Annotated in this window: 22 protein-coding genes; 6 read left to right on the top strand and 16 right to left on the bottom strand. The window is 65.1% G+C overall.

Annotated elements, in window-relative coordinates:
- The first annotated feature begins 8 nt into the window (after positions 1-8).
- Both G3N59_RS34320 and G3N59_RS34325 read left to right on the top strand, forming a co-directional pair.
- Positions 9-698, top strand: a complete 690-nt coding sequence (locus tag G3N59_RS34320) for a heavy metal response regulator transcription factor (RefSeq protein ID WP_103706550.1) — start codon at positions 9-11, stop codon at positions 696-698.
- Positions 695-2,143, top strand: a complete 1,449-nt coding sequence (locus G3N59_RS34325; protein WP_205987284.1) for a heavy metal sensor histidine kinase — start codon at positions 695-697, stop codon at positions 2,141-2,143. The genes G3N59_RS34320 and G3N59_RS34325 overlap by 4 nt, the downstream gene beginning before the upstream one ends.
- Before the next feature lie 9 nt (positions 2,144-2,152).
- Here the strand turns inward: G3N59_RS34325 and G3N59_RS34330 are convergent, their stop codons facing one another.
- Both G3N59_RS34330 and G3N59_RS34335 read right to left on the bottom strand, forming a co-directional pair.
- Complete coding sequence (locus G3N59_RS34330) at positions 2,153-3,250, bottom strand: AI-2E family transporter (protein ID WP_205987285.1); 1,098 nt, start codon at positions 3,248-3,250, stop codon at positions 2,153-2,155.
- Positions 3,251-3,368: 118 nt separating this feature from the next.
- Positions 3,369-4,526: a metallophosphoesterase gene (locus G3N59_RS34335; RefSeq protein ID WP_205987286.1), complete on the bottom strand. Its 1,158-nt coding sequence runs from the start codon at positions 4,524-4,526 to the stop codon at positions 3,369-3,371.
- Between the two features lie 386 nt (positions 4,527-4,912).
- Here G3N59_RS34335 and G3N59_RS34340 point away from each other — a divergent pair, with 386 nt between their 5' ends.
- Both G3N59_RS34340 and G3N59_RS34345 read left to right on the top strand, forming a co-directional pair.
- Positions 4,913-5,236: a hypothetical protein gene (locus G3N59_RS34340; protein ID WP_205987287.1), complete on the top strand. Its 324-nt coding sequence runs from the start codon at positions 4,913-4,915 to the stop codon at positions 5,234-5,236.
- A 106-nt stretch (positions 5,237-5,342) separates the two neighbouring features.
- Positions 5,343-5,942, top strand: coding sequence for an alpha-ketoglutarate-dependent dioxygenase AlkB (locus G3N59_RS34345; RefSeq protein WP_205987288.1), 600 nt, complete (start codon positions 5,343-5,345; stop codon positions 5,940-5,942).
- Between the two features lie 128 nt (positions 5,943-6,070).
- Here the strand turns inward: G3N59_RS34345 and mdcH are convergent, their stop codons facing one another.
- From mdcH to G3N59_RS34385, 8 genes are read right to left on the bottom strand one after another with little or no spacing between them, the layout of a single operon-like run.
- A complete protein-coding gene (gene mdcH, locus G3N59_RS34350; RefSeq protein WP_205987289.1) occupies positions 6,071-6,997 on the bottom strand; it encodes a malonate decarboxylase subunit epsilon in 927 nt (308 codons plus the stop codon).
- A complete protein-coding gene (locus tag G3N59_RS34355; RefSeq protein WP_205987290.1) occupies positions 6,994-7,677 on the bottom strand; it encodes a malonate decarboxylase holo-ACP synthase in 684 nt (227 codons plus the stop codon). Before G3N59_RS34355 ends, mdcH begins: the two co-directional genes overlap by 4 nt.
- On the bottom strand, positions 7,677-8,501 hold the full coding sequence (mdcE, locus tag G3N59_RS34360; RefSeq protein ID WP_205987291.1) for a biotin-independent malonate decarboxylase subunit gamma: 825 nt from the start codon (positions 8,499-8,501) through the stop codon (positions 7,677-7,679). The genes G3N59_RS34355 and mdcE overlap by 1 nt, the downstream gene beginning before the upstream one ends.
- Positions 8,498-9,376: a biotin-independent malonate decarboxylase subunit beta gene (locus G3N59_RS34365; RefSeq protein ID WP_205987292.1), complete on the bottom strand. Its 879-nt coding sequence runs from the start codon at positions 9,374-9,376 to the stop codon at positions 8,498-8,500. Before G3N59_RS34365 ends, mdcE begins: the two co-directional genes overlap by 4 nt.
- Positions 9,373-9,723 carry a malonate decarboxylase subunit delta gene (locus G3N59_RS34370; protein ID WP_205987293.1) on the bottom strand — a complete coding sequence of 117 codons (351 nt, stop codon included), beginning with the start codon at positions 9,721-9,723 and terminating at the stop codon, positions 9,373-9,375. Before G3N59_RS34370 ends, G3N59_RS34365 begins: the two co-directional genes overlap by 4 nt.
- Positions 9,711-10,670: a triphosphoribosyl-dephospho-CoA synthase gene (locus G3N59_RS34375; protein WP_205987294.1), complete on the bottom strand. Its 960-nt coding sequence runs from the start codon at positions 10,668-10,670 to the stop codon at positions 9,711-9,713. The genes G3N59_RS34370 and G3N59_RS34375 overlap by 13 nt, the downstream gene beginning before the upstream one ends.
- 5 nt (positions 10,671-10,675) lie before the next feature.
- Positions 10,676-12,358, bottom strand: a complete 1,683-nt coding sequence (mdcA, locus tag G3N59_RS34380) for a malonate decarboxylase subunit alpha (RefSeq protein WP_205987295.1) — start codon at positions 12,356-12,358, stop codon at positions 10,676-10,678.
- Entirely contained in the window at positions 12,342-13,175 is an 834-nt protein-coding gene (locus G3N59_RS34385) for a GntR family transcriptional regulator (protein ID WP_205987296.1), read from the bottom strand. The genes mdcA and G3N59_RS34385 overlap by 17 nt, the downstream gene beginning before the upstream one ends.
- A 262-nt stretch (positions 13,176-13,437) precedes the next feature.
- On the opposite strand from G3N59_RS34385, the gene G3N59_RS34390 reads away from it, so the two are divergent.
- The gene (locus tag G3N59_RS34390; protein WP_205987297.1) at positions 13,438-14,736 is read left to right on the top strand and encodes an MFS transporter; all 1,299 of its coding nucleotides are present in this window, start codon (positions 13,438-13,440) and stop codon (positions 14,734-14,736) included.
- Positions 14,737-14,811: 75 nt separating this feature from the next.
- On the opposite strand, the gene G3N59_RS34395 is transcribed toward G3N59_RS34390, so the two are convergent.
- Positions 14,812-15,750, bottom strand: coding sequence for a DMT family transporter (locus G3N59_RS34395; RefSeq protein WP_205987298.1), 939 nt, complete (start codon positions 15,748-15,750; stop codon positions 14,812-14,814).
- Positions 15,751-15,855: 105 nt separating this feature from the next.
- On the opposite strand from G3N59_RS34395, the gene G3N59_RS34400 reads away from it, so the two are divergent.
- Positions 15,856-16,725, top strand: a complete 870-nt coding sequence (locus G3N59_RS34400; RefSeq protein WP_205987299.1) for a LysR substrate-binding domain-containing protein — start codon at positions 15,856-15,858, stop codon at positions 16,723-16,725.
- Here the strand turns inward: G3N59_RS34400 and G3N59_RS34405 are convergent.
- From G3N59_RS34405 to G3N59_RS34425, 5 genes are all read right to left on the bottom strand, one after another.
- Positions 16,713-17,759 carry an ABC transporter ATP-binding protein gene (locus G3N59_RS34405; RefSeq protein ID WP_205987300.1) on the bottom strand — a complete coding sequence of 349 codons (1,047 nt, stop codon included), beginning with the start codon at positions 17,757-17,759 and terminating at the stop codon, positions 16,713-16,715. The two genes, G3N59_RS34400 and G3N59_RS34405, sit on opposite strands and share 13 nt — an antisense overlap.
- Before the next feature lie 33 nt (positions 17,760-17,792).
- Entirely contained in the window at positions 17,793-19,418 is a 1,626-nt protein-coding gene (locus G3N59_RS34410) for an iron ABC transporter permease (protein WP_205987301.1), read from the bottom strand.
- A gap of 65 nt (positions 19,419-19,483) precedes the next feature.
- Positions 19,484-20,440, bottom strand: a complete 957-nt coding sequence (locus tag G3N59_RS34415; RefSeq protein ID WP_241024756.1) for an iron ABC transporter substrate-binding protein — start codon at positions 20,438-20,440, stop codon at positions 19,484-19,486.
- Positions 20,441-20,578: 138 nt separating this feature from the next.
- Positions 20,579-21,889, bottom strand: coding sequence for an iron uptake transporter deferrochelatase/peroxidase subunit (gene efeB, locus G3N59_RS34420; RefSeq protein WP_205987303.1), 1,311 nt, complete (start codon positions 21,887-21,889; stop codon positions 20,579-20,581).
- Positions 21,890-21,892: 3 nt separating this feature from the next.
- Complete coding sequence (locus tag G3N59_RS34425; RefSeq protein ID WP_241024750.1) at positions 21,893-23,053, bottom strand: hypothetical protein; 1,161 nt, start codon at positions 23,051-23,053, stop codon at positions 21,893-21,895.
- Positions 23,054-23,096 lie beyond the last annotated feature (43 nt).

A 23,096-nucleotide genomic window follows, 5' to 3' on the forward strand; every position in this document is an offset into this window, starting at 1 on the left:
GGGCAAGCATGAAAGTACTGGTTATCGAAGATGAACGCAAAGTCGTGGACTATCTGCGCAGCGGCTTGAGCGAGCAGGGCTGGATCGTCGATGTGGCGATGGACGGCGAAGAGGGCGCGTGGATGGCCACCGAATACGATTTCGATGTCATCGTGCTCGACGTGATGTTGCCGAAGCTCGACGGCTTCGGCGTGCTGCGCGCGGTGCGCGCGAAAAAGGAAACGCCGGTCATCATGCTGACCGCGCGCGATCGCGTGGACGATCGTGTCCATGGTCTGCGCGATGGCGCCGACGACTATCTGACCAAACCGTTTTCGTTTCTCGAACTGGTCGAGCGTTTGCGTGCGCTGACGCGTCGCGCACGCGCACAGGAATCGACGCTGATATCCGTGGGCGATCTGCAGGTGGATCTGATCAGCCGCCGCGCCACGCGCGATGGTGTGCGCCTCGATCTCACGGCCAAGGAGTTCCAGTTGCTTTCGGTGCTGGCGCGGCGGCGCGGCGAGATTCTGTCGAAGACGCTCATCACCGAACTGGTCTGGGATGTGAACTTCGAAAGCAACGCCAACGTGGTCGAAACCGCCATCAAACGCCTGCGCGCGAAACTCGACGGTCCGCATGCGGCCAAGCTGCTGCACACGATTCGCGGCATGGGCTACGTGCTCGAAGTGCGCGAAGACGGGGGCGCGCTGTCATGAAGCGCTCGATTTCGCTGCGGCTTTCGGCGATGTTCGCAGCGGTGTCGCTGGTCGTCTTCACGCTGACCGGCACGGGACTTTTTCTGCTGATGCAAGGGCAGCTTTTCAACGAGCTGCGCGAGACGCTCGACACGCGCGCGCGTATCGCCAGCCTGATCGTTTCGCACGCGCCCGACGTGAAGAAGTGGGCCTTCGTGCAGGAAAAGCTGCGCGATCTTTCGCCCGCCGATAGCCGCATGCACTACTACGTCGAAGGCCCCGATCCGCGCTTTCGCTTTGGCGCGCCGGTGGCGGGCACGGTCACGGGCGACGTTGGCCCGAACCATCAACTCGTGCGCCCGCCTGGCTGCAATTACGACGTGATCGTCACGAGCATCGTCGTGCCCGCGAGCGGCGATCGCCCCGAAGTGAAGCTGGTGGTGTCGAGCGATTGCGTGCGTACCGAAAGCATGTTGCGGCGCTTTGGCATCGCGCTGGGCGTGCTGATTGCGTTGTCCACGATTGCGGTTGCGTTGCTGAGCCGCGCGGTCACGCGCTTCGGTCTTGCGCCGCTCACGCGGCTGTCGCGCGAGGCGACGCAACTGAGTCCGTCGAACCGGCGTCAGCGTTTGCATTCGGGCGAATTGCCCGAGGAATTGCATGAACTCGCAACGTCGTTTAACGGCGCATTGGAGCGGCTCGATAAAGCCTATGAACGCCTCGAATCGTTCAATGCCGATGTCGCGCACGAATTGCGCACGCCGGTGAGCATTCTGATCGGCCAGACGCAGGTGGCGCTCACGCGCGATCGCTCGGTCGAACAGTTGCAACAGACGCTGCAATCGAATCTTGAGGAATTCGAACGATTGCGCGTGATCGTCAACGACATGCTGTTCCTCTCGCGCAGCGATCGCGGCGAGCGCGCAACGGAGCTGGCGGAAGTGTCGTTACGCGGCGAAGTCGAGCGCATGCTGGAGTTTCTGGAAATGCCGCTCGAAGAAGCGCAATTGAATGTGGACGTGCAAGGCGATGCGCGCGCGTGGGTCAATACTTCGCTGATTGGCCGTGCGGTGAGCAATCTGTTTGTGAATGCGATCCAGCATTCGTCGCCGGGTACGGTTTTACAGGCCACGATTGCGCCGCAGGACGGCCACGTGGAAATCGCCGTATCGAATCCTGGCGAGCCACTCGATCCCGATGTGCGCGAGCATATCTTCGACCGTTTTTATCGTATTCAGGAAGCGCGTTCGAACAGCCACGAAAACCACGGGCTAGGGCTTTCCATCGTCAAGGCCGTGGCTGAAATGCATGGCGGCACGGTGTTCGTGCGCAGTGCCAACGGCATCAATACGTTTGGTTTTTCCGTGGCGGCGCAGGGCGGTTCGGCTGCGAGCGCGAACGAGCCGGTCGTCCCCGATCTGCCGCGTCAAGGGCGTGCCGGTTTGCCGATGCACGTTTCGTCGTAGACGGCCGCGTTACACGGGATCGTCGTCGGGATCGGGCGCGGCCGCGCCGTCGCCGTGCTGGTGTTGATCGCGCCGCAGCAGATCCCAGCAACTGATAAACAGCGCGGCAATCAGCGGCCCGATCACAAAGCCGTTGATGCCGATAAGCGAAATGCCGCCGAGGGTGGAAATCAGCACGACCCAGTCGGGCAGGCGCGTGTCCTTGCCCACCAGCACGGGCCGCAGCACGTTATCGACGGTGCCGATCACCAGCGTTCCAAACAGCGCCAGGCCGATGCCTTTCACGAGCGCGCCCGTCGACAGGAAATAGATCGCCACGGGCAGCCACACGAGCGCCGCGCCCACGGCGGGCAGCAGCGATAGCAGCATCATTACGAAACCCCACAGCAGCGCGCCCTGAATGCCGAGCACCCAGAGCGCAATGCCGCCGAGCGTGCCCTGCACGACGGCCACGACCACATTGCCTTTTACCGTCGCGCGAATCACCGTGGTGAACTTGCGGATCAAATGCTGCTTGTGGGTTTCGTCGAGCGGAATCGCATCGCGAATCAGACGCGAGATTTCGCGGCCGTCGCGCACGAGAAAGAAGAACAGATACAGCATCACGCAGAAGCTCACCACAAACTGCACGGTGTTCTGGCCAAGACTGAGCGCGCGCGTCGCGACGAACTGGCTGATCTGCGCCGCGCCCGCCGAAAGACGTTGCTGCAGGCCGGGCAGATCCATCAGGTCGTAACGCGCGAGCACGTTCTGGATCGATTGCGGCAGCGCATGCACGATCTGGCTGAAAAACGCGCCGAAGTCGAGCGTTCCTGAGCGCACCTGCGCGTAGGCGTAACCCACTTGCTGGATCAACGTACCCGCGACCAGTGTGAGCGGGAAGATCACGATCACCAGACAGATCGTGAGCGTGATGAATGCGGCCAGCGTATGCCGCCGCCCGAGTCGCGCGACGATGCGGCGCTGCACGGGTTGAAAGATCAGCGCGAGTATTGCGCCCCACAGCACGGTGCTGAAAAACGGTGCGAGCACGAAACACAATGCGATGGAGACAACGAAGAGCAGCAGATAAAACGCGGTTTGATGGAGATGCTTGTTGCCGTCCATGAGCGATGGATTCCTGTGGTTCCGGGCAGGGACTGATCAGATCATCATAGCGGCTTTGCGTGCACGTTCATGCAAGGGCGTGTATTCGATGCGCGCGCAACCCGTTGAGGAGCGGCGTTCAATGCGCGCCCACCAGCCGCACGCGCGTGATTTCCGATGGCGCGCCAAGGCGCTTCGGCGGTCCCCAATAGCCCGTGCCACGACTCGTATAGACCCACAGGCTGCCCAGCTTTTCCAGGCCCGCCGTGAACGGCTGTTGCAGCCGCACCATGAAATTCCACGGGAAAATCTGGCCGCCGTGCGTGTGGCCGGAGAGTTGCAGCGTGTAACCCGCATCGACGGCAGCGTGCGCGGTGCGCGGCTGATGCGCGAGCAGCACGCGCGTATTCACATCGTCGGGTGCGCCGCGCAACGCGCCTTGCGGATCGCTGCGGTGCGAAGAATCGAAATGACCGGCGGTGTAATCGGTCACGCCCGCAAGCACGAGTCGCGCGCCGTCATGCTCGATCACCACATGCTGATTCATCAGAACCGTCAGGCCGATGCGGCGGAATTCGGCCACCCAGGCATCGGCGCCCGAATAATATTCGTGATTGCCGGTGACGAGAAAGACGCCATGCTGCGCGGCCAGTTGCCCGAGCGGCGCGGTGTGATTCGACAGATGCTGCACGCTGCCGTCGACCACATCGCCGGTAATGGCGACGACATCGGCATCGAGCTGGTTCACCGCGCGCACGATCGCCTCGACGTAATCGTGCTTGATCGTCGGTCCCACGTGAATGTCGCTGAGCTGCACGATCGTGAAGCCGTCGAGCGCGGCGGGCAGATTGCGGATCGGCACTTCGACGTTGCGCACCGGAGCGCGCCGCCGCGCATTGAAAAAGCCGATACCGCTCGAACAGAATGCGAGCGCAACGACCGTCGCGGCGCTGGCGATGCGCCAGTGCGCGAGACTCACGATGCCAGGCCAGATCGACTCGACCGTCATCAGCGAGGCCAGTATCAGATCGCGCACGATGGTGAGCATCAGCAGCGACGAAAAAAAGCCCATCGCCAGCATGCCGATCCATGCGAGCCGGTCGCCCAGCGGTTGACGCTCGAAGCGGCGTGCAAGCAGTCCCGGCGGAATCACCAGCACCGAGAGCACGAGCCAGAGCGCCGCGAGCCATTTGCCGGCGGCGGGCACGGGCAGATCGGGAATCAGCCGGAAACCGACATAGACATGCAGCAGCACGCCGATGGAAACAAAGCGGACCAGAAACGAAAGTCGGGGCATGGCGGGCGCGAAGGCAGTGGAGGGCGCGACGTGCGCGGCGTCGCCGGGCGGCGGGCACGCACGAATCACGATGCATTCTAGCCAGAGAGCAGACTTCGTGCCGCGTGCGGGCAAGGCGGGGCAACGCAGTCAGACGAGGTAGCGCTTTGCGCAGCGCGCAATCGATCGTCGATAAAGCTTGCTGCGGCCTTGCTCGCAGCTTGCTGCGCGCTATACAGCCGGTCTGTGGCACTGCGGCATAACCCTGGATTGCCAAAATATGGGACGCGCCGCATGATTTTCTCGTGGGCATGAGCGCTATTAAACGTTTATTGAACCCGCGCAATCTGTGAACTATGCTCGAATCGAGGCCCGTGCGGTTTCGGGCGCTCTGGGGGAGACGGGTCATGAAAATTACCAAGCCGGTCGTGCAAGGGCATCATGGTCGTCACGTTGGGCACGAGGGTAGCCACGTCATGCTGCCGCTTGTCGTGCTCTCGATCATGGCCATCGTGCTGTACTACGCGGTCAGGCAGTTCGATATTCTCGAAATCGGCCGTAGCGCGCTATTCGATGTCGTGATGGTGTTCGTCGCGCTCGGTATCGCGGGGATGTTCGGCGTGGCGGGCGGCTGGCTGCGCTCACGCACCACCGACGACGCGCCCGAAGGTTTTTGCTTTATCGGCGCGCTGATTGGTGCGGTGGTGTTCTACATCGCACTGTTGAGCTGAAGCACGACCCAACGCGGCATTCGAGCGAATCCATCACGACGCCGGCACGCGTGCCGCGTCGTGCGACACTGCGCATTTCGCTTCAGCTTTCACGCACGCGTTTCCGATGTTCGATCTTTTCGACGATACCCCGCAACCCGATGTCGACTGGCATCCGTCGTGGCTCAAGCCCGCCGACGCGGCCGGCTACCTCGCGCGCATCGTCGCCGAAACCGACTGGCGCCAGGAGCGCATCCGCACGCCGGGCGGCTGGGTGGACCAGCCGCGGCTGACAGCGTGGCAGGGCGATCCCGGCGCGATTTACATCTATTCCGGCATCCGCAACGAGCCGCAGCCGTGGACGCCCGCAGTGGCGGAGCTGCGCGACGCCATCGCCGCGCTCTGCAAGGTGCGCTTCAACAGCGTGCTGCTCAACCGTTACCGTGGCGGCACCGACAGCATGGGCTGGCATGCCGATCACGAACCCGAACTCGGGCCGGAACCGGTCATCGCTTCGCTGAGTCTGGGCGCGACGCGGCGCTTCGATCTTCGTCACACCGCCAGCGGCGTAACGCGTTCGTTCGCGCTTGCGGGCGGCAGCCTGCTGGTCATGCGCGGACAGACGCAGGCGCAGTGGCGGCATCGGGTGCCCAAGGAGCCTTCGGTGAGCAGCGAGCGCCTGAATCTCACATTCCGCGTGGTGATGCCGGAATTGCGCAAGAAGTAAGTAAATAGCGTATTTTTGGCCGTGGATGAGCGAATTTTGAATGTTTCGCCGTTTGCTGACACGCCAGAAATCCAATGCGACTTTATGCGCATAAAATTCTTATTCGAAATTTAGCGCGAAAGATCGAGTCAATCTTCGCCGAGCCGACGTCGCACCGTCGCAACGAGCCGGTCGAGCGGCAACGTGGAAGCGCTCAGCGCCGCGATATCCGGGCAGTGCTCGCGGGCGATGTCGGTGAGCACCTGGCCCGGTGGCGCTTCCACCATCACAGTCGTGCCGGATTCCACCATGACCGTGAGCGCGTCGAACCAGCGTACCGTGTGGCGCATATTGGTGGCGAGATCGGCGCGAATGGCATCGCCGCGATAGAGCGGCCGGCCGCCGCGATTGTCGATATACGCACCCATGGGCGTGCGAAAGGGAATGTCGCGCGACCAGGCAACCAGCTGATCGGCGGCATCGGCCAATAGTTCGCAATGCGAAGGAACGGAAACCGCCAGACGCTGTGCCTTGCGCGCGCCTGCGGCGAGGGCGCGTTCCGCGAACGCATCGAGCGCTTTATCGGCGCCTGCCACGACGATCTGGCGCGGCGCATTAACGTTAGCCACGTAGACGCGTTCGCTCTGCGTATCGGCGGCCAGCGTTTCGACCTGCGTTTCGCTCATGCCGGAGACCGCGGTGAGCCCATACCCCGAAGGCCACGCGGATTCCATCAATTCGGCCCGTTTGCGCACCATGCGCAGCGCGTCGCCGAAAGCGAGCGCGCCGCAACACACCGCAGCAGGATACGCGCCGACCGACAGCCCCGCGCTGAATTGCGGCGTCAAGCCTTCATGCGCCAGTGCGCGCGCATGCGCAACGCCCGCCACCACGAGGCTGATCTGCACGGCAACGGTCGATTGCAAGGCATCGGCGCTATCGAGTGAGAGCACGTCGATGTCGAGCACCATCGATGCTTCGTCGAGCGCCGCGCGCACGACTTCATGCTCGGGCAGCCGATGCAGAAAGCCGGGGCTTTGCGCGCCCTGACCGGGAAAAATGCAGGCGAGTGTCATGATGGTTGCCAGGGATCGGCGACAAGGCGCGCGCCGTCGTTTGCGCGTGCCAGCACGCGCGATTTGCCGGCTGCGAGTTCGGCGAGCGCGACGCCGCCAGAAGGCGTTTCAAGCTGCGCATCGATGCGCGTGCCAGCCCGCTGAGCGACTTGCGCAAGCAGATCGGACAATGCCGCGACGGTTGCCCATTCGCAGCGATCCGGCATGCGGATCAGGATATCCAGATCGCTGCTCGCGCTGATGGTGGGAACCCGCGTGGCGAGTTCGAAGCCTGCGCTGCCCGTCGGTCCCCAGACGAATGTGTTCAGGCCGCTGCCAGCGAAAGCGCGCTGTAACGCCGCAAGCGCGACGAACGCTGGCCACGCCGCGCGTTCCGCCAAAGGTTCGACATCAGACAATGATTCGGGCGAAACACATGATTCGATATCCTGATCATTGATCCACGTCCCGAAGCGCTGCGAACGCGTTGCACCGCGCACGCCTGCCGCCACGAATCCTGCTGCCGCTTCGGCGCGCCGCACGACGGCGAAAGGCGCGCGCGCAAACGCCTCGCGCACCCAGCACGGCTCGTCCTCCGCTATTGCAAGGCGCTCGAGCCGCAGCAGATCGTGCGCGCGCCAGCGCGTTTGCTTCACGCGTGGCGCGTCAACGGCAAACGGCGGGGCGGCGCACACGCGCATCAGGCAGCGTCCCACTGTTGCGCAAGGCGCTTGCGTACCTCGATCGAAGCCGCGCGCGTGCGTTGCGCCGCTTCACCTTGCAGACGATGCGCGAGACCGCTTGTATCGTCGCGTGCCTCGCGCACTTTCTGCGCGAGCACATCACGGACTTTGACGATCTGCGCATCGGTGGGCGCATCGGCGTCAATATCGTGGATCAGTTCGTCGAGCAAGCCGAGCTTCGCGAACGAAGCCATCGTGTACGACATCGGCACGATCTTTTCGCCGAGCGCATCGAGATCCTCGACGCTGCGCCGCGTCACGCGCGCCGCTGCTTCCTTGCCCATCGCGTGCACCATCGTGCCCGGCGCGTCGATCGCGACGATGCGGTTGGCCTGATAACCATGCGCGAGAAACGCACCCGACATCGCAGGCCCAACGATTAGCGCAATCACCGGATGCCCGGCAAGACGCGCGCTCGCATACGCATCGACGCCCGCTGCGCAGGCCAGATGAATGCCCAGCATTTCCTCGCGAAAGCCATATGCCTGGCTCTTCACATCGACCACGGCGACGATCGGGCGGCGCGTGCCGCTGGCGGCATCGTCGGCAATCGCGGCACGCACGGCTTCGGCCAGACGCCAGCCTTGTTCCAGACCGACCACGTTGTCGCGCGCACGCGGAAAGCGGTTGTCAGCGTCGGGCACGACCGCGATAAAGCGCGCCGTTTCGCCATCGCTACCATCGAGCGGCGCATCCGCATATTGCACACACGCGCCTTGCACCTTGTCGCCCGCAAGCGCGCGCAGCCAGCGCGCGCCCCGGCTCATCGTCGTTTCGTTCATGCCTGTTCTCCGGGGACGGTCAGCGGCGATGCAGCGAACACCGCGCGCATCGTTTCGGGCGAAATGCTCGCGGGGTCGATCTGCGCGAGCTTCGCGAGCGTGGCGTCGACGCGTTCCGTGCGATGCGCAGCGGGCACGCCTTGCGCGAACGCGGCCTGCACGGCGGCGCGCACATCGTCGACGGCGTCTTCCACCAGCGCATCGGCAAAACCGGTGCTGGCGCGCTGCTCGCCGCCAATCAGTTGCCACACGCGGCGGCGATCGCTTGCATCGAGTTCCTCGATGCCCGCTTCCTGTTCGATCACTTCGGGGCCGTTCATGCCCAGGCGACCTTGTTTGGTCATCACCAGATACGAGCACAGCGCCGCGGCCAGCGACATGCCGCCGAAGCAGCCCACCATGCCCGCCACCACGCCGACCACCGGCACATGACGGCGCAAGGCGACGATGGCCGACTGGATCTCCGAGATCACCGCAAGGCCCAGATTCGCTTCCTGCAGGCGCACGCCGCCGGTTTCGAACAGCACGACAGGGCGCACGATCTTGCCGCGCTCGCAGTCGGCCAGCGCGAGTTCGAGCGCCGCGGCAATCTTGCTGCCCGACACTTCGCCAATACTGCCGCCCTGAAATGCCGATTCGATTGCGCACACAACGGCCGGTTCGCCGTCGATGGTGCCGCGCGCGATCACGGCGCCGTCATCGGCCTGGCAAACGATGCCTTGCAGCGGCAGCCACGGCGATTCGATGCGATCGAACGGCCCGAGCAATTCGCGGAAGCTGCCTTTATCGAGCAGCGCGGCCGCGCGCTCGCGTGCGCTCAATTCGATAAAACTCTCGCGCAGCAAGGTGGAAGGGGAGTTCGGCAAGGCGCTCATTGCTGGCCTCCCTGCGCGCCGTTCTGTGCGCCGTTTTGCGTATCGTTCTGTGCATCGTCCTGCGTGGCTTCCACGGCTTCGGCGAGCCGCAGCGCCACCACGCCCGGCGTCGCGCCGAAGTCGTTGATCTCGATGAGCGCCGCGCCGTCGTAACGCGTGAAAAAGCGATCCAGCACGCTCTTCCAGATGTGGCTGTAGCCATCGACGCTCGTGTGCACGACCACGCGCGCCTGCATGTCGGCGGCGGGTTGCAGCAGCACTTCGAGATCGCCCGAACCCACTACGCCCACGTGGGCGCGCGTCGTCACGGCGCGCTGCGCCGGATAATCGAATGTCAGTTGTTCCATGAAACCGTCCTTCCGCCGATGCGGTGCTGAAGCAGTCTGTCGATGAAGAGCGTCGCGGCGAGCAGATCGGCCGCGCCACCTGGCGATGCGTTGAGGGCGAGCAGCGCGCGTTCGAGCGCGTCGAATGCCGCGCGGCCCGCGCGCGTGGCGATGCCGCCCGCGTCGCGCACGCACTGCGCGCCCGCTTGCGCCGCTTCGCGTCCCGCGAGACCCGCACGATGCAGCACGCAGGTGTCGTCGAGCGAGGCCATGATCGCGAGCAGCGCATCGACGCGCGCACTCGCTTCGTCATGACCCTGCGCGCGCGCCGCGTGCAGCGCGGGCAGGCCAGCGCGGATCACGTGCGGAAAGCCGTCCTGGGCTTCCTGCCGCGCGCCGCCGACGTTGTAGCGCTGGCGCACGCGCTCGCCGTTGCTCGGCATAACGGACAAAGAAGCGGACGACGCAATCGGCGCGGCCAGCCGGTCGTCGAAGCGCGCGATCTGCGCAGCCGTATCGGCGATGGCATGGGCATGTGCGATTGCGCTGTCGCCCGCCGTGTGCACGATGGTTGCGCCAGCAACTAACAGGCCAACGATCCAGATCGCGCCGCGATGCGCGTTGCTGCCGCCGGTGGCGCGCATCATCGCCGCTTCGCCCGCGCGGCCGATGCGCGCGAGATCGGTGCGCAGCACGCTGCCTGGCGTGGCGCCGCGCGACGCGCGCGCCAGCGCCTCGAATGTAGGTTCGAGCGCGTTGGCGGAGCGCAGCATCGTCGCGAGATCGAGATCGACATGCGCGCCGCTGCCGCGTGCATCCACAAGCGCGGGCTTGGGCGTGAGGCGCGCTTCTTCGATCAGCGCGTCGCGGGCGAAGCGCGCAAGCAGCGCGTCGGGACTGGGCGCGGCGGCGCGCGCGTAATGCGGCGCCGCGCTGTCCGCGAGCGTATCCAGCATGAGCGTCTGCATCGCGCTTACCAGCTACGGAAGCGCGCGGGCGGCGTGTACAGACCGCCCGACCACGTCACGAGATCGTCGATACTGCGCGCCGCGAGGAGCGAGCGCTTGGCTTCGCCGCGACGAATGCCCAGATCTTCCGGGAATTGCACGATGCCGCGACGGCGCAGTTCAGCCGTTTTTTCGGCTTTCGCACGCAGGCCGATCGGCGTCACGCCCGCCACCGCCGCAAGCGTCGCGCGCCGCTCTTCGATACCTTCTGCACGATGCAGATGCGCGATGCCTTCTTCGGTCACGACATGGCTCACGTCGTCGCCGTAAATCATCACGGGCGCGACCGGCATGCCGCTCTTCTCGCCCACGGCGATCGCGTCGAGTTCATCGACGAAAGTCGGTTCGCCGCCTTTCTTCCAGGTTTCCACGAGTTGCACGACGAGCTTCTGTCCGCGCGCGATCGGCGATTGCGGATCGCTCTTGCGCAGCAGCTTGAGCCACGCCTCGCTCGCATGTCGTCGGCCGCGCGGATCATGGCCCATGTTCGGCGCGCCGCCGAAACCCGCGAGACGTCCGCGCGTGACGGTGGACGAATTCGCATCGGCGTCGATCTGCAGCGTCGAGCCGATAAATAGATCGACGCCATATTGCCCCGCAAGCTGGCACAGCACGCGGTTGGAGCGCAGGCTGCCGTCGTTGCCGGTGAAGAACACGTCGGGGCGCGCGGCGATATATGACTCCATGCCCACTTCGCTGCCGAAGCAATGCACGCTTTCCACCCAGCCCGATTCGATCGCCGGAATCAGCGTGGGATGCGGATTGAGCGTCCAGTTGCGGCAGATCTTGCCGCGCAGGCCGAGCGATTCGCCGTACGTGGGCAGCAGCAATTCGATCGCGGCCGTGTCGAAACCAATGCCGTGATTGAGCGACGTGATGTTGTACGGCGCGTAAATGCCCTTGATGGCCATCATCGCCGTGAGCACCTGCAGATCGCCGATATGACGCGGATCGCGCGTAAACAGCGGCTCGACTGCAAACGGACGGTCGGCCTGGACGACCACATCGACCCACGAGCCGGGAATATCCACGCGCGGCAGTTCATCGACAATTTCGTTGACCTGAACGATCACGATGCCCTGGCTGAACGCCGCGGCTTCGGCAATCGTGGGCGTGTCCTCGGTGTTCGGGCCGGTGTAGAGATTGCCGTGACGATCGGCTTTCTCCGCGCAGAGCAGCGCGACCTGCGGAATCAGATCGACGAACATGCGCGCGTAAAGCTCCACGTATGTGTGGATCGCGCCCACTTCGAGCTGGCCGTCTTCGAGCAGTTGCGCCACGCGCAGGCTTTGCGGACCCGCGAACGAAAAGTCCACGCGATGCGCGATGCCGCGCTCGAACAGCGTCAGATGCTCGGGGCGGTTGATCGTCGAAATCAGCAGATGAATATTGTTGACGCGTGCCGGATCGGCCTTGGCCAGCGAGCGCGAGAGAAAGTCGGCCTGCTTCTGGTTGTCGCCTTCGAGGGCGACGCGGTCGCCTGGGCGGATCAGCAGTTCGAGCGCTTCGGTGGCGCGCGCGGTGGGCAGGACGCCGTCTTCGAGCCAGCCGGCAATCGAGGCGAGGCGGCGGGTTTTTTCGTCGCGGCGCGTGGTCCACGAACGCGGCGCGGTCTGGGCGAGGTCGGGCGTTTCAGCTTGAGGCTTCATCGGGAGTTCGGCTCCGTGAGCGGGATGGTGCGGGAGAGGCGGGCGCTGCGCTGGCCGTGCGTGCGCGGCGCTTTTTCGCGGCGGGTTGCGCCGCTGCGCGCTCGGTCAGAAAACGATAGATGAGTTCGCCGGTGCCCAGCAGGTGGGCCGCGACGAGCGCCTGGGCGGCGGGAATATCGCGTCGCTTTACGGCGGCGAGGATTTCGGCGTGTTCGTCGTCGGACTCGCCTTTGTAGGCCGGAAAGCCAAATTTGAGCCGCAGATAACGCTCGCCACGCCGATGCAGCGTGGCCAGCATCTCCATCAGTTGCGGACGCCCGGCGGGCGCGTAGAGGCTCATATGGAAGGCCTCGTTGCGCGCGACGTAAAGCGACGGATCGGTTTCGCTCGACGCGGATTTGACCAGCGCGCTGACTTCGCGCAGCGACGCGTCGGTGTGATTCGGAATCGCAAGTCCAAGCGCCAGGCTTTCCAGCGCCGAGCGGATTTCGTAAATCTCGCGCGCTTCGTCGCGTGACAGCGGCGCGACGCTCGCGCCCTTGTTCAGTTCGATGCGCGCCCAGCCTTCGCTGGCGAGCTGGCGCAGCGCTTCGCGCACGGGAATTGCACTGACCGAAAAATGCCGCGCGATGGCGTCCTGGCGCAGCGGCGCGCCGGGCGCCAGCGTCCCCTCGACGATGGCGGTGCGCAGGGCGTCCGCGATCACGTGCGAGGTGCTGGTGGGCGGCGCGAGCGGGGCCGCCACGCCCGTCAGCAAGGTCTGCGACGTGGGCGCGGAGCCGCCATCCAGGGGAAAACCATCCGTTGCGTTGCTCATAACATCAAATATTATATATAAAAACGGTGACACTGAAAGTCTCGCAAACCCGCAACACAGCATAGACGGGGTAGACAACCGGGGATCTCGCAATGGCCTTACAGCGAGCTTCCACAGCGCGCTGGCCTCGAGCCGGCGCGCATTCCACGCTGCGCGGCGCCAGCCGGATCGGGCGCGAAGCGAGCGGCCACGCAACCACGTTGCACGGGATCGGCCAGGGTGCTCAAGGCACAGCGCCGCCCCACAGGAGGAGACAAGCATCATGAATTCGATTACCGGTTCCGCGCGGCGAGCGCAGAAGACGCCGCTCAACCGTTCGCAGATCGCAGGTTTCTGGGGCGCGTGGGCGGGCTGGACGCTCGACGGGATGGACTCGTTCATCTACGCGCTCGTGCTGACGCCCGCGTTGACGGAATTGCTGCCGAAATCGGGCTATGCGGCGACGGCGTCGAACGTCGGCCTCGCGGGCTCGATCCTGTTCGCGCTGTTTCTGGTCGGCTGGGGGCTGTCGTTCATCTGGGGGCCGATGGCCGACCGCTTCGGCCGCACGCGCGTGCTGGCGGGCACCATCTTCATGTTCGCGATCTTCACGGGGCTTTCGGCCACCGCGCAAAGCGTGTGGGCGCTCGGCATTTATCGTTTCCTGGCGGGCGTGGGGATTGGCGGCGAATGGGCGCTGGCGGGCACCTATGTGGCGGAGTCGTGGCCCGAGGACCGGCGCAAGATGGGCGCGGGTTATCTGCAAACCGGCTATTACGCGGGCTTCTTTATCGCGGCGGCGCTCAACTACACGGTGGGCGTGCACTTCGGCTGGCGCGCGATGTTCCTCACGGGCGCGATTCCGGTCGTCGTGGCGATTCTCGTGCTCACGCGCGTCGAGGAACCCACCACGTGGAAGAAGTCGGAAGCGAGCCATGTGCATCGCGGCAGCCCGCTTCGCGAGATCTTCGGCAGTGCTTATCGCAAGCGCACGGTGGTGGCCTGCGCATTGCTGACGATTGCGATCATCGGCTTGTGGGCGGGCGCGGTGTATGAACCGTCGGCGGTGATCCAGCTCGCGACGCGCGCCGGGGCGAGCAAGCCCGAAGCGATCCGCACGGCGTCGATTGCGACCGGAATTTTGTCGATCGGCACGATCTTCGGTTGCCTGGCTTTGCCGCCGATGGCTGAACGCATCGGCCGGCGCTGGACGCTCGCGGTGTATTTTTCGGGGATGGCGGTGACGATTGCGGCGAGCTTCGGCTGGGCCTATTACCTGCAAAACGGGCTGGTGCCGTTTATCGCGTTGCTGTTCGTGCTGGGCTTCTTCGGCGGTAACTTCGCGCTGTTCAGCCTGTGGTTGCCGGAGCAGTTCGAGACGCGCGTGCGGGCGACGGCGTTCGCATTCTGCACGTCGTTCGGCCGTTTCGTGGGCGCGGGCGTGAACTTCCTGCTGGGCGCGGCCGTGCTGCATATGCACACGTTGGGCGTGCCGGTGGCGCTGACCGCGATTGCATTTGTGATTGGCCTGCTGATTATTCCGTTCGCGCCGGAGACCAAGGGCGAACAGTTGCCGGCTTGATAGTCGAAGTCAAAGCGAAACTCAAAGCGAAACTCAAAGGCGCGTGTTTTGCACGCGCCTTTTTCAATGCCGTTTTTATCGGCGTTTGAGGGCAAGCCGTGGCGGCAACAAACGCCAGCCAAGATTCACGCCGAGGCTCGCCGCCACGATCAGCACCATGCCTGCGCATTGCGGCACACTCAGCGCGCGGCCATAAACCAGCGCGTCGACGGCAATCGCCGTGAGCGGATAGACGAACAGCAACACGGCGATCACCGGCGTCGTGAGGCGCGGCAGCGCGCCATAGATCAGCACATACGACAGCCCCGTGTGCAGCACGCCCATGCCGATCAACCAGCCCCATTGCACCGGCGAAATATGCGCGAGTTCGAGCGGCGCGACGAAGGGCGCGATCAGCGGCAGACACACCGCGCCCACTGCGCATTGCGTGAGCGTCAGCAGATGCGGGCGAAAATCGCGCAGGCTCTTGGCGATCAGCGTGACGCTCGCGTAGAGCACCGATCCGCCAAGCGCTTCGGCGAGGCCAATCAGATAGCGCGAATGATCGGCCACATGACTTTCCGCGAGCACGCCCGAAGCCAGCACGAGACCGACGAAAGCAATCGCGATCCAGCCTAAACGGTCCGCGCCCAGACGCTCGTGAAAGAGCGCCGCGCCCATCAGCACGACCCAGAACGGCTGCACATGAAATACGACTGTCGCGACTGCGATGCTGGTGCGATGGATCGAATCGAAAAAGCCCACCCATTGCGTCACCATCAGCAGACCGGAAATAAAGGCCAGCGTGAACGTGCGGCGCGTGAACTGCTGCGCGAGCTGGCGCGGTGCGAGCCAGCCGCGCCATGCGCAATACGCCGCGAGCGCGAGCATGCCGAAGAAACAGCGGAAAAACACCAGCGTGAGCGCGCCCAGATGCGCTTCTTCGACGAACACGCCGATCGTGCCCATCAAAAGGCCGCCGCCCGCGAGCATGGCGACGCCGCTCCGGCGATTGGTGTGTAGATCGGACTGCATGGCGATGGACTGAAAGCACGTTGAAAACGGTCCCAGTATTCGTCAGTTGCAGGGTGTCGGCAAACGAATTAAATTGAAGAATTCCATCAACGCAGCTGATAAATCATGAATCCCGAGTTCGATCTCGATCTGTTGCGCACCTTCACGGCCGTCGCGGACGCGGGTAGTTTCACCAAAGCCGCCGTCACCGTGCATCGCTCGCAGGCGGCCGTGAGCATGCAGATCAAGCGGCTGGAGCAGATGCTGGGCACGACCTTGTTCGCACGCGATACGCGCAATCTCGCGCTGACGCGGCCCGGCAATACCTTGCTGGAATACGCGCGGCGCGCGCTCGATTTGCAGGAGGAGGCGTGGTCGGCGCTGGTGCGGTCCGAGGTGACCGGACGCGTCGTGCTGGGCGCGCCCGACGACTATATGGCCGCGCTGCTTTCGCCGGTGCTGCGGCGCTTTTCGACGCTTTATCCGCATGTGGAGATCGAGATCGTCTGCGCGCAGAGCGTGGCGCTCGGGCCGATGCTGGCGGACAACAAGATCGATGTGGCGTTTGTCACGCGCGACCGCAAGCTGCGCGGCGAGTATGTGCGCAGCGAAGATATGGTGTGGGTAGGCTCGCCGGACGACCCCGCGCCGCTCTCGATGTCGCCGCTGCCGGTCGGGCTGTACGAGCACGGCAGCGTGGCGCGCGCGCATACGGTGGCGGCGCTCGATGCGGCGCGTATCCGCTATCGCGCGGCCTATAGCAGCGCGAGCCTGATGGGACTGATGGCGACGGTGGAAGCGGGCATCGCCGTGGTGGCGCTCACGCGTTGCAGCGTGCCGCCGCGCTTCGAAGTGCTGGGCGAGGCGCACGGCTTGCCGAAGATCGAGCCGCTCGAAATCGTCGTTGCACGCAGCGTGAAGTCGAACCGGCCTACCTGCGATTACTTCGTAGAACAGATGATGCAGGATCTCGCCGTCAAACGTCAGCGCGGATAAACGTTGACCTCACCGCCGACGGCGATGCGCACGCGCTCGCCGGGGCGCGGTGTGCGATAGCCCGGCACGCGTGCGCGCAGGGTGGTGGCGGTGGTGGCGAGTTCGAGCGTGAGCGCGGCATCCTGGCCCTGGAACGTGACTTCGCGCACGAGCGCTTCGAGGGCTGGCCTCGCGGTATCGTGGGGCAGCACGTCGATCTGCTCGGGCCGCAGCATCACATCGACATCGCCGTCTTCGGGCCGCGTGCCTTCGGCAAGCGGCAGATCGCCGAGCGCGCAATGCGCACGTCCTGCGCTGACGCGTCCGGGCAGCAACACCGCTTCGCCGACGAAAGCGGCCAGTTCGCGCGTCACCGGGCGGCGATAAAGCGTCTGCGGCGCCGCCGTCTGCACCAGACGCCCGCGCCACAGCACCGCGACTTCATGGCCCATCGAAAGCGCTTCGGCCTGATCGTGCGTGACCAGCACGGCGGTTGCGCCGGCAGCCGCGAGCGCCCGCGCAACCGCCTCGCGTGTTTCCACGCGCAGTGCGGCGTCGAGCGAGGAAAACGGCTCGTCGAGCATCACGAGTCCCGGCGAGGGCGCGAGCGCACGCGCCAGCGCCACGCGCTGCTGCTGGCCGCCCGACAACTGTTGCGGCGCACGCGTGGCATACGACTGCGGCAACCCGACGAGTTCGAGCAGTTCCGCCACGCGATGATTGGCGCGCCGCTGCGAGCGCGGTAGTCCGAAAACGATGTTCTGCGCCACCGTGAGGTGCGGAAACAGCGCGCCTTCCTGCGGCACGTAGCCAATCTGGCGTTGCTCGGACGGCAGATGCAGACCGTCGCCGGCCACGCGCCGCCCGCCGATTTCGATCGTGCCGGCATCGGCGCGTTCGAAGCCGCAAAGCAGCCGCAGCAGCGTGGTCTTGCCGCTGCCCGAAGGGCCGAGCAAGGCGACCAGCGTGCCCGATTTCACCGTGAGATGAACGTCGTGCAGCACGGGATGGTCGTCGAAGGACTTGGAGACGCCGGAAATGCGAAGTGTGCTCATGGATACGGATAAAACGTCGATCAAGGCTGCCCGCTACTGGTCGCCGGCAGGCGCCGAAGCCTGTCCCGCGAGCGCCGATTTTCCGGCGAACGCGAACAGCAGCCCCGAAGCCGCGAGCGAAAGCGCCGTGAGCAGCGCCGCATAGGGCGCGGCCGCGGCGAACGCGAGCGTCGAGGTATCGGACCAGACCTGGGTGGCGAGCGTGTGCGTGCCGATAGGCGCAAGCAGCAGCGTGGCGTTGAGTTCGGTGACGACGGAGATGAACACCATCGACGCCGCCGCGCCCAGGCCCGGCCCCGCAAGCGGCAGCACGACGCGCCGCAAGGTGGCGAACCAGCCCAGGCCAAGCGCGCGCGAAGTCTCTTCGAGACGCTGCTGCGCCTGCAATAGCGCCGCGCGCACGCTGACGAGCGCGAGCGGCAGGAACAGGATCGCGTAGGCCGCGATCAGCAGCGTGTTGCCCTGATAAAGCGGCTCCAGCATGCGTACCGCGAGCGACACGATGGCCAGTGCGATCACGAGACCCGGCACGCCTTGCGCGATAAACGTGGTGCGTTCGAGAAACGTTGCCGCGCGCCCAGGAAAACGCGCGAGCAGATAGCCGAGCGGCAGCGCCAGCAGCGTCGTCACCACGGCGGCGGTGAGGCCCAGGCGCAGCGATGCGAAGGTGGTGGACAGCAGCAGTTCGGGCGAGACATCGGCGGGCGTGATGGCGGCGGCGCCCGGCTGCGTGAGCCAGTAGCCGATCATGCCGAGCGGCACACCCAGCGTGCCGATGTTGAGCGCGGCGAATCCCAGCGCTACCGGCCAGCGCCAGCGGCCCAACGCGTGCCGCACGCTCGCGCGGCGCGTACCGCGATCGACACGCTCGTAACGCGCGCGTCCGCGGATGCGAAATTCGAATACGAGGCACACGAGACACAGCAGAATCAGCACGCAGGCGAGCAGCGATGCGCCGCCGCCATCGAAACTCGTGCGGTATTCGGCGTAAATCTCGGTGGTGAAGGTGCGAAAGCGCAGCAGCGTAAATGCGCCGAATTCGGACAGCACGCCCAGCGCCACCAGCAGCATCGAGCCAAGCAGGGCAGGGCGCAATTGCGGTAGCACCACGCGCACGAAGGTGGTCCAGCGATTGCAGCCGAGCGCACGCGCGCATTCTTCCAGCGCGGGATCGAGCCCGCGCAATGCAGCGGCCACCGGCAGATAGACGAGCGGGAAATACGCGGTCGTGATGACGATCAATGCGCCCAGAAAGTCCTGCAAATCGAGGCTTAGCGAAACCCACGCGTAACTCGTCACGAATGCGGGCATCGCCAGCGGCGCGGCGGCGAGCAGCGCCCAGGCGCGCCTTCCGGGCACATCGGTGCGCTCGACGAACCAGGCGCAGGCGGTGCCGAGTACGGCCGAAGCCAGCGTCGCGCTCACCGTGATTTCGAGCGTGTTGACGAGCAGTTCGCCCACCAGCGGCCGGAAGATCAGGTCGGCGGCATCGGCGAAACCGGTTTCCTGCGCAAACGACAGCGCGCGCCAGAACGTCAGCGCGAGCGGCAGCAGCACCAGCAATGGGCCGAGCGCCGCGGCCAGAAACAGCGCGCGCGGCGCCCGCCGGCGCGAGGTCGTGACCGTCGCGCCGTCCGGTGCATCCAATGTATCCGGCACGGGAGGTGCCGGAGAAACAGCGTCACTCACAATTTAATCAGGTATCCTTGTGAATTGATCAAGCGTCAGAGCAAACCGGCCTGACGCAGCAGACGGGCGGCCTGGCTGTCGTCGCCGAGCTGCTGGATCGTCAGCGCGGGCGGCTTGAGCTGGTCGAACGGCTTGTTGATCGGATCGCCGGCCACGCCCGGGCGCAGCGGATATTCGAAGCTGATATGACCTTGCGCCATGAGTTTTTGCGCGCGCTCGCTCACGAGGTAAGCGAGAAACTTCTGCGCGCCGTCCTGGTTATGCGCGGCCTTCAGCACCGCTGCGCCCGAGACGTTCACCAGTGCGCCCACGTCGCCGTCGGCGAAATGCGCTACGGCGCTGCGCGTCTGCTTGTCGCCGATCTCGGCATGCAGGCGGTCCCAGTAGTAGTTGTTGATGATGCCCGTGGCGACCGCGCCGCGGTTCACGGCGGCGACCACGCCTTCATCGTCGTCGAAGATCTGCGCGTTGGTTTTCAGGCCCTTGAGCCAGGCGACCGTAGCGGCTTCGCCCTTGGCGGCCAGCACGGCGTCCACCACCGGCAGGAAGTCGGCGTCGCTCGGCGCGATGCCAACCTTGCCTTTCCATTCCGGCTTCGCCAGATCGAACAGCGATTGCGGCAGTTGCGCGGCCGGTACCTTCGCCGTGTTGTAGGCCAGCACGTTCTCACGCGCGGTCACGGCCACCCACTGGCCGGCGGGCGAGTTGTAGCGCGCGGGCACTTCGCCCAGCGTGTTTTTCTGCACCGGCGCGAGCAGGCCTTTTTCTTCGAGCAGCATCAGCTCGGGCGAGTTCTCGGTGAAGTAGACATCGGCGGGCGTCTTCTCGCCTTCGGCCACGAGTTGCGCGGCCAGCGCCGGGCCTTCGCCGCTGCGGATCTTCACGTCGATGCCGGTCTGCTGCTCGAAGTCCTTCGCGAGCTGGTTCACGACCTGCTCGTGCTGGGCGTTGTAGAGCGTGATCGACGCGGCGTGCGCGGCGAACGGCACCATGCCCGCAAAGGAGAGCGCGAGGGCGGCAGCGCGCAGGCGTGCGCCAGGGAATGTTGTTTTCATGATCGGTCGTTATCCGTTCTTGTCGATTGCGTGTGTCGAATGCGTATGCAAAAAAGCGCTTATTTCAGGCTTATGTCAGGCCTCGAAGAGTTCGGCGCCGATGAACGAGCCCGGCTTCGCACCCGGCGGACACGCAAAAATCGCGCTGCCCACGTGCGTGGTGAACTGGTTCATCATGTCGAACTTCGCGAGCTTCTCGTTGATCGGAATGAAGCCCGTGCGCGGGTCCGCCTGGTGAGCGATAAAGATGAGGCCCGCGTCATATTCGGTTTCCTGACGCCATGGCGGCCAGCGCTCGATATAGAAGTTCGTGCTGTCGTTGTACGAGTACGAACGGCGCAGAATCTGCGCGCCGTTATTCGAGGCGCGATTGGACAGGCGCACGTGCGAGTTGTCGGGAATCAGCGCATTGCCGTCCTTATCCTGCGCGCCGAGATCGACCGGATCGAATTCCTTCTCCTTGCCGATGGGCGCGCCGCTGTACTTGCGACGGCCGAACACCTGCTCCTGGAAGCCCAGTTCCATCTGGTCCCAGTGTTCGAGCGTGATGCGGATACGGCGCACGACCGTGTACGTGCCGCCCTGCATCCACGGCGTATCGGCGGACGTGGCCCAGACGAATTCCTTCATCGCGGCGGGGTCGGCGGTCGGCGGATTGTTGGTGCCGTCCTTGAAGCCCATCAGGTTGCGCGGCGTCTGGCCGCGCGGACCCGACAGAAAGCCCGCCTGGCCCCAGCGCATGCGCAGCATGCCGTAGCCCTGGCGCGCGAGCTGGCGTACCGCGTGGAAGGCCACTTGCGCGTCGTTCGCGCAGGCCTGCACGTAGAGATCGCCGCCGGTTTTCTCGGCGATCAACTGGTCGCCGTTAAAGCGCGGCAGATCGACGAGCGCAGCAGGGCGCCTGCTCGCGAGACCATAGCGATCCTTGCCTTCGGACATGAAAAGGCCGGGACCGAAGCCGAACGTGAGCGTGAGACCCGCCGGGCCAAGACCCAGCACGTCGCCCGAATCCGGCGCGGGTTGGTCGTCGCTCAGACCGTCGAGCGCGGCGGCGCTGTGGCCTTGCGTCATGCGCGCGGCGGAGTCGGTCCACTGGCGCAGCAGCTTGATGACGTCGTCGCGCGAGGTGGTCGTGAGGTCGAACGCGGCCACATAGGTATGCGCCTGTTGAGCCGTGACGATGCCGCCTTGATGCGGCGCGTAAAACGGCTCGATGGCGGCGAGCGGGTCCGCTGCCGCCGTGCGGTGCTTCGCTTCGGCGGCCTGCGCCTGCTGCGACAGCGTCGCGCCGAGCGTAGCGCCCGCCGCGACGGCCGCGCCGCCTGCCTTCAGGAAACCGCGCCGCGAACTTTGCCGCGGGCGGTCGTGGGGATCATCGGAGGACATGATTTATTTGGCCAGCACAAGAGTATTGACGTCGTCTTCCACGTAGTAGAAGCCGTCGCCCGCCGGAGTCAGCGCGATGCCGAACAGGTCGCCGTTGCCGGGCGGCGTCTGCGCCTTGTCGGTATCGATCCAGCGTGCGTAGAGTTGCTTCGCCGCGACCGGGTCGATTTCCACGACCTGGCCGTTGAGCGCGTTCGTCACCAGCAGATGGCCCTGCGGCGTCGCGATCATCGCGAGCGGGCGGTGCAGCAGACCGTCGGCGGTCAGCTGGCGGCCCACGCCTGCGCTCGTATCGCGCGTGAGCGGATCTTCGATCACGTTGATGCGGTTGCCGATCGCGTCGGACACGTAGAGCAGCTTGTTGTCGGCGGAGAGTGCCAGACCGGTCGGGCCGACCAGGAACACGCCGCGATCCGCCTGCGCGCCGAAGCCGCTCGCCACCACCGTTTCGCTCTTCACGACCGGCGCCTGGCCGCTCGGGACGTCGAGTTCCATGCGCAGCACCGTGGCCTGCTTGAACACCGGCGGCGGATTGCCTTCCGCGCCGCCCACGCCAAAGCCCGCATTGCTCACGAACAACGTGGCATGGTCGCCGTTATCGACCACGGCCATATTGCCCCACGGATCGTTGATGTTCGGACTGCTGATGACCTTCGCGATCTTGCCGCCGCTATCGAGCACGATCATGCAGCCCGCGCCCTTGGTGCTGGTCGTGCCATCGTTGCTCGGCGTGCTGCCGACGATCACCCAGCCCGACTTCAGCATCGTCATCGCGGTCGACAGACCCACGCCGCCCGGACATTCCTTGAGGTCGCGCGGAATCGTCGCGAACAGCGTCATCTGCTTCGTGTCGGGGTGATAGTCGACGATCGTGCTGCCGGTGCCCTGCATATTGGCGGCATTGTTGAAGTTGTCGATCAGCACGTCGCCCTGTTTCACCGTGCCGGCGCTCACCGGCGCGACAACCAGAGCGTACGGATTCTGGTCGCCGTTATCGGGCACCGTGTTGATGAGCGTGGTCTGGTGATGAACGATTTCGAGCAGACCTTGCGGGTCGGCATGAGCGGCGAGCGGCGCGCCGAGCACGGCGACAGCGGAGAGCGCGAGCGCCGCGCGGGTGGCGTGAGCCGAGCACAGCAGCAGCTTGCGCATGGCGTGATTCATGGTATTTCTCCGTGCCCCGCGCAGGCACGCACGCGCCTTCATG

This window comes from Paraburkholderia sp. Ac-20340 (assembly GCF_017104965.1).
In the GTDB taxonomy this organism is placed as follows: Bacteria; Pseudomonadota; Gammaproteobacteria; order Burkholderiales; family Burkholderiaceae; genus Paraburkholderia.